This is a genomic window from Gallibacterium anatis DSM 16844 = F 149, from assembly GCF_000379785.1.
Lineage (GTDB): Bacteria > Pseudomonadota > Gammaproteobacteria > Enterobacterales > Pasteurellaceae > Gallibacterium > Gallibacterium anatis.
Window position 1 is genome coordinate 38,287 of the sequence record NZ_KB903675.1, and the last position, 12,398, is coordinate 50,684.

General features: G+C 38.4%; 12 protein-coding genes and 1 tRNA gene. 1 reads left to right on the forward strand and 12 read right to left on the reverse strand.

Annotated elements, in window-relative coordinates; translation table 11 throughout:
* Nucleotides 1–7: 7 nt before the first annotated feature.
* From A3EO_RS0101940 to A3EO_RS0101955, 4 genes are all read right to left on the reverse strand, one after another.
* A complete protein-coding gene (locus A3EO_RS0101940; protein ID WP_018345766.1) occupies nucleotides 8–262 on the reverse strand; it encodes a type II toxin-antitoxin system HicA family toxin in 255 nt (84 codons plus the stop codon).
* 109 nt (nucleotides 263–371) lie between these two features.
* Nucleotides 372–839 (reverse strand): GNAT family N-acetyltransferase, encoded by a 468-nt coding sequence (locus tag A3EO_RS0101945; protein WP_018345767.1) that lies wholly within the window; start codon nucleotides 837–839, stop codon nucleotides 372–374.
* 2 nt (nucleotides 840–841) lie between these two features.
* Complete coding sequence (locus A3EO_RS0101950) at nucleotides 842–1,102, reverse strand: type II toxin-antitoxin system TacA family antitoxin (RefSeq protein WP_018345768.1); 261 nt, start codon at nucleotides 1,100–1,102, stop codon at nucleotides 842–844.
* 152 nt (nucleotides 1,103–1,254) lie between these two features.
* Nucleotides 1,255–2,316: a porin gene (locus A3EO_RS0101955; RefSeq protein ID WP_018345769.1), complete on the reverse strand. Its 1,062-nt coding sequence runs from the start codon at nucleotides 2,314–2,316 to the stop codon at nucleotides 1,255–1,257.
* A 764-nt stretch (nucleotides 2,317–3,080) separates the two neighbouring features.
* On the opposite strand from A3EO_RS0101955, the gene A3EO_RS0101960 reads away from it, so the two are divergent.
* Nucleotides 3,081–4,136 (forward strand): porin, encoded by a 1,056-nt coding sequence (locus tag A3EO_RS0101960; protein ID WP_018345770.1) that lies wholly within the window; start codon nucleotides 3,081–3,083, stop codon nucleotides 4,134–4,136.
* Nucleotides 4,137–4,441: 305 nt separating this feature from the next.
* Here A3EO_RS0101960 and A3EO_RS0101965 read toward each other — a convergent pair whose 3' ends face one another.
* From A3EO_RS0101965 to A3EO_RS13035, 8 genes are all read right to left on the reverse strand, one after another.
* Nucleotides 4,442–5,509 carry a porin gene (locus A3EO_RS0101965; protein ID WP_018345771.1) on the reverse strand — a complete coding sequence of 356 codons (1,068 nt, stop codon included), beginning with the start codon at nucleotides 5,507–5,509 and terminating at the stop codon, nucleotides 4,442–4,444.
* A gap of 255 nt (nucleotides 5,510–5,764) precedes the next feature.
* Nucleotides 5,765–6,688: a tRNA pseudouridine(55) synthase TruB gene (gene truB / locus A3EO_RS0101970; RefSeq protein WP_018345772.1), complete on the reverse strand. Its 924-nt coding sequence runs from the start codon at nucleotides 6,686–6,688 to the stop codon at nucleotides 5,765–5,767.
* Nucleotides 6,689–6,690: 2 nt separating this feature from the next.
* Nucleotides 6,691–7,077 carry a 30S ribosome-binding factor RbfA gene (rbfA, locus tag A3EO_RS0101975; RefSeq protein ID WP_013746933.1) on the reverse strand — a complete coding sequence of 129 codons (387 nt, stop codon included), beginning with the start codon at nucleotides 7,075–7,077 and terminating at the stop codon, nucleotides 6,691–6,693.
* Between the two features lie 147 nt (nucleotides 7,078–7,224).
* The gene (infB, locus tag A3EO_RS0101980; protein WP_018345773.1) at nucleotides 7,225–9,819 is read right to left on the reverse strand and encodes a translation initiation factor IF-2; all 2,595 of its coding nucleotides are present in this window, start codon (nucleotides 9,817–9,819) and stop codon (nucleotides 7,225–7,227) included.
* A gap of 15 nt (nucleotides 9,820–9,834) precedes the next feature.
* Nucleotides 9,835–11,322, reverse strand: coding sequence for a transcription termination factor NusA (nusA, locus tag A3EO_RS0101985; RefSeq protein WP_018345774.1), 1,488 nt, complete (start codon nucleotides 11,320–11,322; stop codon nucleotides 9,835–9,837).
* Between the two features lie 32 nt (nucleotides 11,323–11,354).
* Complete coding sequence (gene rimP, locus A3EO_RS0101990) at nucleotides 11,355–11,816, reverse strand: ribosome maturation factor RimP (protein WP_018345775.1); 462 nt, start codon at nucleotides 11,814–11,816, stop codon at nucleotides 11,355–11,357.
* 175 nt (nucleotides 11,817–11,991) lie between these two features.
* Nucleotides 11,992–12,068: transfer RNA gene (locus A3EO_RS0101995), tRNA-Met, on the reverse strand.
* A 197-nt stretch (nucleotides 12,069–12,265) separates the two neighbouring features.
* Nucleotides 12,266–12,398, reverse strand: a 133-nt coding sequence (locus A3EO_RS13035) for an integrase core domain-containing protein (protein ID WP_018345776.1), incomplete at its 5' end; no start/stop codon positions are given.

A 12,398-nucleotide genomic window follows, 5' to 3' on the forward strand; every position in this document is an offset into this window, starting at 1 on the left:
AGGGCTATTATTTTAGACCTAATTGCTTTTTAACGGCTATTTCAGTTCCTCTCGCTATCTCTTTGCTTGGATGGCGAGGTAACACCGATTGCTTACCGTTCAAGTAGAGTTTAATATGATTACTGCCATCTTTAACTTCTACTCCTTGCGCTTTCAGCCATCTTAAAGACGGTTGAGAAATATTTAATACTTCCATTTCCTTTACTTCAGCTTGCTTTTCAGCCGGAAGATTGTTCATTAAATCTCTAAATCTCGCACTCATTTTCTTACGCCTTTAACAAGATAGAAAAATGTCAATTAATAGATCAAACAATTCTGTTTTAATATGATTCCTTCTTCATTTTTGCCAGAAAGTCTATGTTTTGAACTCATCACAATTTCAACATTAATAATCTGTCATCAATAGGAGAGGGTTGAAACCCATAATTTAAATAAAATCGCCTTGCATTATCGTTAAGTGCGTGTACCAACAAGGCTTTCACGCCGACTTGTTCTGCTACAATTTTTGCTCGTAATACCGCATCTTTAAGCAAAGCAGCACCTAATTTTTGCCCTTGATATTTCACGTCTATGGCGAGTCTGCCTAACACAATAACGGGAATCGGTTCGGGCATATTACGTTTTAATGCACCGGATACAAACTGATGCGTTACTGATCCTGCGGCTAAAGCATAAAAACCGACAACAACATTTTCGTTGCAAATCACAAATGTTCTACTTGCTTGATTTTGCTGATTTTTCAAGGCATTACGCTTAAGCCACAAATTTAGCACCTCTTCACCGCAATCGAACAAGCTCAAATGATGATGGGACTTCAATAATTCAGGTGCGGAATACATTTTTACTCCCACGGTGATTTAATATTCATTAACTTTTCTAGACCGGCATTTGTTGAATGAGGTTGCTCCAATATCTCAATAAAACGATTAAATTTTTCATCATTTAATTGGAATACTGTTCTATCTAAAATCACATTTTGAGCATAGATGCAGGCGGCATCCAGCATAAAATCGGACCGCGTTTTACCAAGCAAAGACGCAGCATAATCAATTAAATCACGCTGACCGGGTTCGGCTCGTAAGTTAATCGCTGCAGTACGCATAATTCTCTCCATTATCTACTAATACACAATCAATATACAAATTGTATTGTGTATTGATTGTATATGCAACATTATTGCGTAATAGATTTGATTAATCATAAAAAACCCCGAGAAAATTCTCGGGGTTATAGAGGTATGTTTATCGATAACGATTAGAAGTAGACACGGAAACCTACGCCAATTTTGTTATCTGTCGCTTTATTATCTGCTTGATCTTTTAATTTAGTTGTACCACCTTCTAAATAAGCAACTACAGATTTAGTAAACCAGTAATCAGTACCTAAGATAAAGGTATTACGTTTAACATATGTGTTACCATTAGCTTTGGTTGCTTTACCATTAATATATTCACCATAGATAGAAGCATTATCTAAGTAGTTATATTTAGCACCAACTTCAAGTTCACGTACTTTATTAACTTTCGCAATACCGACATCTTTCGCATTATAATTTTCTAGATTCTTATTAATAGAATTAGAATCATCAGAGGCTTTTCTTTGAGAGTAGTCAACTGCTAATGCAAATGGTCCAGATACTAATTCAGTACCTACAGTAAACGCATTTTCATTCACATCACCAGTAACATCTAAACCTTTAATTTTTACTTGAGAGAAGCCAGCTTCAAAGTTTAATTTGGTATCAGCTGCAAATTCCGGGGTAGTATAGAATGCAGATACACCAAAACCACGTCCTAAATTATCTTCGTTAGTATTTTTATTGCTATCATCAGCAAAAATGTAATCTAAACCGAAGCTAAAGCCGGCAAAATCAGCAGAACGGAATTTAGCCACTTTATTTGCTGAGTTTTTAGTTTGTTTTACTCCACCTAAATCATAGGTATAGTCAGAAACAGCAACATCATCCAAGTTAGTTAATTGTTTACCAAAGGTTAAAGTACCTACGCCCTCTTTTGCAAAGCCGGCATAAACACGTTTTGCTTCAATATCACTGAATGATTTTTTATCGTTAGCATCAAAACGAACTTCTAAGTTAGCTAATGCGCTATAGCCATCACCTAAATCTTGTGTTCCTTTGATGATTACACGTGAACCTACGTTTTTAAGATCAGCACGTTCATCTGTATTTTTACTCAAAAGCACACGGAAAGAACCACCAACATCAACTTTAGTTCCGTCTTGGTTATAAACCACGGCTGCGTTTGCGGAAGTGGCTGCCACTGCTGCTACTGCAAGTGCGACTAATGTTTTTTTCATAATTGACACCTCTGTGTTGATTGTTACTTTGCTTATCGCTCCGTAACAGTGTTTGCTTTGATAATCTATGATTATCGACCATTTAAATTCTGTATAGATACTACACCCAGTTTATTATCTGTCAAATTTTTTTCATTTTTAGGGAACTTTTTAAAAAAACATTTAAAATCAATAGCTTGAAAAAATCTCCAAAATTTTATTATAAAATAATAATAACTTCAAAAATAGTAAAATAAGAAATTATATTTTTTATCTATTTGAAAAATAAAGAATAAATTTATATTTTTATGGTTATTTATTGCTATTTATAAAAAGTTTCGATTTTTTAAAGATTTTTTCAATAATGTGATTTAAATCACAAGAAAAAAATTTTTTTGATTAAAAAATCAACTTGTTTTTTCTAAAAATTTGTTTTTATCTTGCTTTTTAGAAAAATCTATGCAAAAAAAAATCACATCTACTAAGTTGTAGGGAATGTATTTTTCATTATTAAATCTGGAAAAAACGATATAAAACGAACAATAATTAAACAATTAAATGTAAAATGTATCTTTTTTGTAGCGTAAATTAGTATAAATACTCTAACTAATTAGGAATATTTCCTTTTTTTCTCTTCAAAATACATTCCCTACAACTTAGCGAAAAGGGCATAAAAATTTGCTGATCCTTGATTCATCAAATAAATAACTAAAAAAATATGGGCATCTGTTTATTACTGTTACGGAGCGATAAGCAAAGTAACAATTAACACAGAGGTGTCAATTATGAAAAAAACATTAGTCGCATTGGCAGTTGCAGCAGTAGCAGCCACTTCCGCAAACGCAGCCGTAGTTTATAATCAAGATGGTACTAAAATTGATGTTGGCGGACAAGTTCGTTTACTTTTAACGAAAGATAAATACGAACGTGCAGATCTTAAATATGGTTCATCTCGTATTCACGCAAAAGTAAATCAGGATTTAGGTGATGGCTACAGTGCATTAGGTCATTTAGAAATTGGTCTTAAAGGCGATCAAGATAATGTTACAGTACGTCGTGTTTATGCTGGCTTTGCCAAAGAGGGCATTGGTCAATTAACATTCGGTCGCCAATTAACTAACCTTGATGATGTTGGTGTTTCTGATTATACCTATGATCTTGGTGGGGTAAATACCACAGTAACAGAAGCGAACAAAGATATTCGTTTCCGTAGTGCTGATTTTGCTGGTTTCCAATTTGGTTTAGATTATTACTTTGGTAATCCAAACACTGAAGATGCACGAGGAAATACCTACAATGATAACTCAGGTTTCGGTGTTTCAGCATTCTATACTGTAAACGTGGCTAATGATACTGCCTTAAATTTTGAAGCTGGATATACTCAAACCAAACGAGGTAATAATGATTCGAAGAATTATGTAGAACCGTATAAACAAAAAGCATTCACTGTTGGCGCTGCAGTGGTTTCCGGAAAATTTGCTCTTGGTGTGGATTATTCTCAAGCTAAAGCAACTAATGATGTAAATTCTTTAGATATTATTGCACCTCATTCAAGTGGTACAGTAAAGTCATTACCTGTGAACAAACTACAACAACTAGAAGTTGGTGCTAAATATGATTATTTAGATAACGCTTCCGTTTACGGTGAGTACATTTATCGTCAAGGAAAATTTGCTAATGTAGAAGAGAAAGTAAAAGTAAATGAATTTATCTTAGGTACAGATTATAAATTCGCTAAAAACGTTATTACTTACTTTGAAGCAGGTACAGCAAAAGCTAAATTTGATGATAAATCAGCAAGAGACCATAAATTACGTGTAGGATTACGTGTCTTATTCTAATTGTTAAACATACCTCTATACCCCGAGAGTTTTCTCGGGGTTTTTTATTATTGACTAATCAAATTTCCCACAAATTTCAATAAGCTTAAACTTGCCAGAATAGAAATAGATTTTAGGCAGAAAGTTATCATTTTTCGAGCATAGCAAGGAGAAGTCTTTTTACTGTTCAAAGATCTACAGTAATGAGAATTGACAAATACGCTATTTTCTTAGCTCTCATTCCCTTTTTTTCTCATTAGAAATAATCAGACAAAAAACAAAAACCCCGATCAACTGACCGGGGTTTTCACAACTAACAAATTAAATTAGAAATAAACACGGAAACCTACACCGATTTTGTTATCTCTATCTTTGTCGTTATCTTGGTTTTTATATTCAAATGTACCAGCTTCTAAGTAAGTTACAACTTGTTTAGTGAACCAGTAGTCAGTACCAAGAATAAAGCCGTTCATAGTTACTTTATCATCACCACTGTTTGGAGTTGCTTTTTGGTATTGGTATTCACCATAAACTTTAGCATTTTCTAAGTAGTTATATTTAGCACCCACTTCCAATGCTTCAACTTTGTGGAAGTTACTTTTAAGTGTACCAACACCAAAATCTAATTTATCTGTATTGTTAGTAGAGTGTTTTTCAGACCAGTCAACTGCTAACGCAAATGGACCAGTTGCTAATTCAGCACCAACAACATAAGCGCTTTCATTGTAATCATGATTATTATTAACTGGGTGTTGATCTCTAGCAAATTTTTTAACTTTAGTGTAACCACCGTTAACAGTTAAAGTAGTATCGTTGGCAATTTCAGCAGTATAGAATAATGCTGCACCCCAACCTTTATCATTTTGTTCTGTGGCAGAATCTTTTTTAGCATCACCGAAGAAATAGTCAGCACCGAAGCTTAAACCGTTCCATTCTACGCTGCGGAATTTAACTGATTTTGCATCGTGGTTGTGAGTTTGTTTAACATCACCTAAATCATAGGTATAGTCAGAAATACCAAGGTCATCTTGGTTACTTGCTTGTTTACCGAAAGTTAATGTACCAGCTTGATCATAAGCAAATCCGGCATAAACATCGTAAGCTTCGATATCATTAAAATCTTGTTTTTCATCACCAGCTGCATCTCTTGCAGAGAAACGTAATTGAGTTGCTGCTAATGCACTGAAGCCATTACCTAAATCTTGAGATGCTTTGATGTCAATGCGTGAACCTGGGTTTTTAAGGTCTGCACGTTCACCTGAATTTTTAGTTAAAAGTACACGGAATTGTCCGCCAACTTCAACTTTAGTACCGTCTTGATTATAAACTACAGCTGCGTTTGCTGAAGTTGCTGCCACTGCTGCTACGGCAAGTGCGACTAATGTTTTTTTCATAATGAATACCTCTATAAAAATTTTTTAAGTTACATTGAACTTTTTAGTGAAACATAAGTCTAAAAGACCTCATTTCGAGTTGAAATGCTACGCCAACTTGTGAAGGGGATCAATCTTTATTTCCATTTTAGTTTAAAAAACAGTCAATTTATTGCCTTTTCTGCATAAAAAAACACCATTTATACTCCAAATGATGTTTTTTTAGCCAATAAAAGATTCAAATTTTTGTCTAAATTTTGTGTTTTCTACCTCAAATTATTTAGTATCCAACACGGTTTGATTCACTAATCTACGCGGATGCAGCACCGAATTTATCACTTCCGCCACACCAAGAAAACGGCTATTTTCATCATAAATTCGATATAACGCCGCTGCCGGAGGTTGTTCTAATTTAATCCGTTGCCCGAAGATCAATTTTTGTGCCTGTTCAAGCGACAACATTAATTGCGGCAGATCAGCAATCGCCGTATCCATCGGCAATAACAACGCATCCAGTGCGGCAAAATCCTGCTGTTGTGCCAGTTGCGCCAACTGTTCCATTGTCACCGTTGCGGAATAAGGGTAATTCGCCACTTTGGTGCGGCGCAACATAGTAACGTGCGCCCCGCAACCCAGATATTCCCCTAAATCATCAATCAAGGTGCGGATATAAGTGCCTTTCGAGCAATGCACCGACAAGGTGAGATAAGGTGCTTGATATTCGATAAATTCAAGCGAGAAAATGGTGATCAGGCGTGCTTCCCGCTCAACGGTAATGCCGGCACGCGCATATTCATAAAGCGGTTTGCCTTGATGTTTTAACGCAGAAAACATTGTCGGCACTTGCTGCAAATCACCGGTGAAATGTGGCAATGCCGCTTTGATTTGCGCCAAGTCGACATTCACGGATTTAACTGCAATCACTTCCCCTTCCGCATCGGAAGTGTCGGTGCGTTCACCCAGTTTCGCCGTGACCAGATAGCATTTATCCGCATCCAATAAGTGCTGTGAAAATTTGGTCGCTTCACCAAAACAAATCGGCAACATTCCTGTTGCCAATGGATCAAGTGCGCCGGTATGACCGGCTTTATTCGCTTGAAAATAACGTTTGACCTGTTGCATCACACCGTTGGAACTGCCACCTTGCGGTTTATCCAATAAAATAATGCCGTGTAAATCTCGTCCTTTTTTCTTTGCCACCGTTACTCCTGATCGTCGTGATGTTTTGCTTTATCTTGGTTGATCACTTTTGTGACTAAATTGGACATTCTCATCCCTTCAACCAATGAATTGTCGTAAACAAAACGCAATTCCGGCACAATGCGTAAACGCATCGCTTTGCCCAATAGAGAACGGATATAAGGTGAAGCTTTGTGCAATCCCAACATTCCCTGTTCAATTTGTTGTTCATCTTCATCAAAAAGAAAAGTCACAAAGATTTTGGCATAGGCTAAATCTCTTGACACTTCCACATCGGAAACCGTTACCATCCCGATTCGTGGATCTTTAACCTCACGTTGCAAAATTACTGCAATCTCTTTTTTGATTTCCTGTGCAACACGTTGTGCACGGCTGAATTCTCTTGCCATAGTTGCATCCTTAATAAAAAGGTGGCAATGATTACCACCTTAAACATTTGTTTCCGCAGCAAATAGCGGATTTTGCTCTTCAACGCTAATTCAACGCCAATGCCGGCTGTTACGCCGACATTCAATTTAAGTTAAATAGGCTTGTGATTATTCGATTGAACGTTTTACTTCAACGGTTTCAAACACTTCGATTTGGTCGCCGACACGAACATCATTATAGTTCTTCACACCGATACCGCATTCCATACCGTTACGTACTTCGGTTACGTCATCTTTGAAACGGCGCAATGATTCAAGTTCACCCTCATAAATCACCACATTATCACGCAATACGCGGATTGGATTATGACGTTTAACCACCCCTTCAATCACCATACAACCGGCAATCGCACCGAATTTCGGTGAACGGAACACATCACGCACTTCGGCAAGACCGATAATTTCCTGTTTAAATTCAGGTTGAAGCATACCGCTTAACGCCGCTTTGATTTCGTTGATCAAGTCATAAATAACGGAGTAATAACGAAGATCGAGATTTTCCGCTTCGACCACTTTACGCGCAGAAGCATCGGCACGCACGTTGAAACCAACAATAATCGCATTGGAAGCAGCTGCCAAAGTGGCATCGGTTTCGGTAATTCCACCGACACCTGAACCAACAATTTTTACTTTTACTTCATCAGTTGAAAGCTCTAACAATGCTTGACAGATAGCCTCTACCGAACCTTGAACGTCCGCTTTAACGATAATATTCAATTCTGAAACATCGCCCTCAGTCATACTGCTGAACATATTTTCAAGTTTCGCTTTTTGTTGACGAGCCAATTTCACTTCACGGAATTTACCTTGACGATATAATGCGACTTCACGAGCTTTTTTCTCATCACGAACAACCGTCATTTCATCCCCAGCTGAAGGCACGCCGGAAAGCCCTAAAATCTCTACCGGAATAGATGGACCGGCACTTTTTACTTCTTTACCGATTTCATTACGCATTGCACGCACACGACCGTACTCTAATCCGCACAGTACAGTATCGCCACGGTTTAATGTGCCAGATTGCACCAATACTGTTGCCACTGGACCTCGACCTTTATCAAGGTAAGACTCAATAACAACTCCTGTTGCCATACCATCTTTGACCGCTTTCAACTCAAGCACTTCAGCTTGTAACAAAATAGCATCTAATAGCTCATCAATTCCAATGCCTTTCTTTGCCGAAACATTAACAAATTGAGTATCGCCACCCCAATCTTCTGAAATAACACCATATTGTGAAAGTTCAGTTTTCACTCGATCTGGATCAGCTTCAGGCTTATCAATTTTGTTTACTGCCACTACTAATGGCACATTTGCCGCTTTAGCGTGTTGAATTGCTTCAATAGTTTGTGGCATTACACCATCATCCGCTGCTACAACTAACACAACAATATCAGTAGCTTGCGCACCACGAGCTCGCATAGAAGTAAATGCAGCGTGTCCTGGAGTATCTAAGAAGGTAATATCTCCGTTTGGTGTATGCACGTGATAAGCACCGATATGTTGGGTAATTCCTCCTGCCTCGCCTGCAGCCACTTTCGCTTTACGAATATAGTCAAGCAATGAAGTTTTACCGTGGTCAACGTGTCCCATTATGGTTACTACTGGCGCACGTGGTTCTACTTCCGCATTCATATCACGATCACTTAATATCGCTTCTTCCAATTCGTTTTCACGGCGTAACACCACTTTATGTCCCATTTCTTCAGCAACTAATTGTGCTGTTTCTTGGTCGATAACTTGGTTAATGGTTGCCATTGCCCCCATTTTCATCATCGTTTTGATTACTTCGGTCGCCTTCACTGCCATTTTATTCGCTAATTCACCGACAGTAATGGTTTCACCAATCACGACATCACGAGTAACAGGTTGTGCCGGTTTAGTAAAACCTTGTTGCAATGCACTCTTACGATTAGATTTCTTACCTTTCGCATTTTGTTGCTGATTATTACGACGGTTCGCTTCACGTTCGTTTTTAGAAGACTCCTCGTCACGATTGTTTTTCTTCGCTTTCGCTACTTTCTTACCACGACCACGATTTTCATTGCGGCGCTCTTCTTCATTTTCAGCCTCACGAGCATAAGAAGAGGTTAAGTGATAATCGGAATAGTCATCCACATCATCATCGCTAAAATTGTCATCTTCAAAATCAGCATAGCGTTTGGCATCTTCTGCCGCTTTGCGAGCTTGCTCTTCCGCTTTTTGGCGTGCGGCTTCTTCTGCTCTACGACGAAATTCCTCTTCTTCCGCTTTGCGTTTCTGTTTATTTTCGTCTTTTACAGCGGTTTTCTTGGTTGTCTCAGCTTTTGTAGCATCTGCCACTTTCACCTGTTCAGCTTCTTTTTTCGCCTGCTCTTGCGCCTCTTTTTGCGCTTTGGCTTCCGCTTCTTTTTTCACTTTGGCTTCTGCCTCTTTTTGCGCTTTGGCTTCCGCCTCTTTTTTCGCTTTGGCTTCTGCCTCTTTTTGTGCTTTAGCTTCCGCCTCTTTTTGTGCTTTGGCTTCCGCTTCTTTTTTCGCTTTAGCTTCCGCTTCTTCTTTAGCGTGAGTATCGATCACACGTGTTTTACGTGTCTCAATTTTTACTTCTTTGCTTTTGCCACTACCATTTTGTTGCACTGTTAAGGTGCTGTGTGTTGAACGTTTTAATTTCAACTTGGTTGGCTTTTTCTCTGTTAATTGGGTATCAGTTTTTTTATCACTCATCTGTACGCCACCTTATTATTCTTCATTTCCGAACCAGCAAATATTACGTGCTGCCATAATCAATTGAGCCGCCTGTTCTGCCGATAATCCTTCGATATCCGCTAAATCATCAACTCCCTGTTCGGCAAGTTCTTCCAATGTGGTAATTTTCTTTTCAGCCAACTTCACAGCCAAATGACGGTTCATTCCATCCAATTTCAGTAAAGCCTCTTCCACATCAATATTTGCCAATGCTTCTTCTTCTGCCAATGCAATTTTTGTCAATGCTTCTTTCGCTCTATTGCGTAACTCTTCGGCAAGATCTTCATCAAAACCGTCAATTTCTAGCAACTCATCAATCGGTACATACGCAATCTCTTCCAAATTTCTGAAACCTTCTTCAGTCAGAAGATTGGCAAAATCTTCATCAATATCAAGCGCTTCCATAAATAAGTTCATTGTTTTTTGATTCTCAGCCTGATGTTGGTTTTCTAAATCATCACTGCTCATTACATTTAATTTCCAACCAGTAAGACGAGAAGCTAAATTCACATTCTGCCCATTACGCCCAATAGCTTGTGCCAAATTAGCGGCTTCAACTGCAATATCCATTGATTTTTTGTCTTCATCCACCACAATGGAAACTACATCTGCCGGAGCCATCGCATTAATCACAAATTGTGCCGGATTGTCATCCCAAAGCACGATATCCACACGTTCGCCATCCAGTTCATTGGTAATAGCTTGAACGCGCGCACCACGCATACCAACACAAGCACCAACTGGATCAATTCGCTTATCGTGGCTCTTCACTGCAATTTTGGCTCGCACACCAGCATCACGCGTTGCCGCTTTAATTTCAATCACGCCCTCACCAATTTCTGGTACTTCAATTTTGAATAACTCAATCAACATTTCCGGTTTAGAACGGGTTACGAAAAGTTGAGGCCCTTTCGTATCAGCATTGACTTTATATAACACACCACGCACACGATCTCCTGCACGGAAATTTTCACGTGGTAACAAATCTTCACGCAGAATAATTGCTTCAGCTTGGTTTCCTAGATCAAGGATAACATTTTCACGATTTACTTTTTTTACAATACCAGTGATGATTTCACCTTCACGTTCTTTGAATTGTTCAACCACTTTATTACGTTCAGCATCGCGAATTTTAGCACTGATAACCTGACGCACAGTTTGCATTGTAATACGATCAAAAGGAATAGATTCAATTTCATCTTCAATATATTCACCTAATTGAATTTCCGGTTCTTCTATTTGTGCCGCTTCTAACGTAATTTCTTTGGTTGGGTGGGTCACATGTTCTACCACTAACCAACGACGAAAAGTAACAAAATCACCGTTTTTTTGATCAATTGAAACACGTACATCAATATCTTGTTCATATTTTTTCTTGGTTGAAATAGCGAGGGCACTTTCCAACGCTTCAAAAATTTTCTCTCGAGGTAATAACTTTTCGTTTGATACGGCTTCAGCCGCTAATAAAATTTCTTTACTCATCTTTGTCTCTCTATCATCTCTTAAATTCTAATTTAGAAGGAAATTTTCGGCACAATATTAGCTTTTTGAATGTTACTAAAAGCAAATACCTGTTCCTGTCCCTCTACGTTTAAAGTAATCATATCGCCATCAACTTTAACTAAATCACCTTGCCATTTTCGGCGACCTGACATTGCGATACGTAAATGAATTACAACCTCTTCACCAACAAAACGTTGATAATGCGCTAAAGTAAATAAAGGGCGATCCAAGCCTGGTGATGACACTTCAAGGTTATATTTATCGCTAATCGGATCTTCAACATCCAAAATTGCGCCGACTTCACGACTCACATCACTACAATCATCAATAGTTACGCCATTTTCTTTATCTATATATAAACGGACTGTTGAATAACGGCCGGCACGGGTACATTCGATCCCGAGCAGTTCAAACCCCATATCCTCAACAGTAGGTTGTAATAAATCTTGTAATTTTTGCTCTAGCGTTGCCAAAGATAATCTCCTTGTTAATTGTCAAAATTAAGGTACAAAAAAAGGGCTTACAGCCCCGTTTCTTCGTGTTAACCAAACTGAACAAATAAATTTATCTACTTAAATTTATTCCACAAAAAAACCCCTAACGGGGCTTATCACTCTTAAAACTAAACCAATTTTAAACTGTTAAAATTGGTTGCGGGGGCCGGATTTGAACCAACGACCTTCGGGTTATGAGCCCGACGAGCTACCAAGCTGCTCCACCCCGCGTCCGAAATACGTGGCGTATTATACATATATTTTTTGCTTGGGCAAGAGTTTTGTTGAAGTTTTTGCTGTGGCTACGCCTTGCATTGATACTTTGGTTTCGCCCAAAGGGCGACCCCATTTTACTGCGGCTGCGCCTTGCACTTCGTGCCGTTGCTAAAGCAACGTTCAACCCGTAGGGTTTGTAGTGATCCACTAAATCAGCAGTCCCTAATAGGTTTTTTCGCTAAAATTGGCGGTAATCCTTGATTATAGCTATGCGGTCTCACCCTGTTATAGTAAAACACATACTGTTTAATATCTTCCTTGGCTTCATCTAATGAAGAATAACCG

Bases quoted from the DNA above. Each gene is read 5' to 3' on its own strand.
- A3EO_RS0101940 (WP_018345766.1), bottom strand. From the start codon at position 262: ATGAGTGCGAGATTTAGAGATTTAATGAACAATCTTCCGGCTGAAAAG.
- A3EO_RS0101945 (WP_018345767.1), bottom strand. From the start codon at position 839: ATGTATTCCGCACCTGAATTATTGAAGTCCCATCATCATTTGAGCTTG.
- A3EO_RS0101950 (WP_018345768.1), bottom strand. From the start codon at position 1,102: ATGCGTACTGCAGCGATTAACTTACGAGCCGAACCCGGTCAGCGTGAT.
- A3EO_RS0101955 (WP_018345769.1), bottom strand. From the start codon at position 2,316: ATGAAAAAAACATTAGTCGCACTTGCAGTAGCAGCAGTGGCAGCCACT.
- A3EO_RS0101960 (WP_018345770.1), top strand. From the start codon at position 3,081: ATGAAAAAAACATTAGTCGCATTGGCAGTTGCAGCAGTAGCAGCCACT.
- A3EO_RS0101965 (WP_018345771.1), bottom strand. From the start codon at position 5,509: ATGAAAAAAACATTAGTCGCACTTGCCGTAGCAGCAGTGGCAGCAACT.
- rbfA (WP_013746933.1), bottom strand. From the start codon at position 7,077: ATGGCAAGAGAATTCAGCCGTGCACAACGTGTTGCACAGGAAATCAAA.
- infB (WP_018345773.1), bottom strand. From the start codon at position 9,819: ATGAGTGATAAAAAAACTGATACCCAATTAACAGAGAAAAAGCCAACC.
- nusA (WP_018345774.1), bottom strand. From the start codon at position 11,322: ATGAGTAAAGAAATTTTATTAGCGGCTGAAGCCGTATCAAACGAAAAG.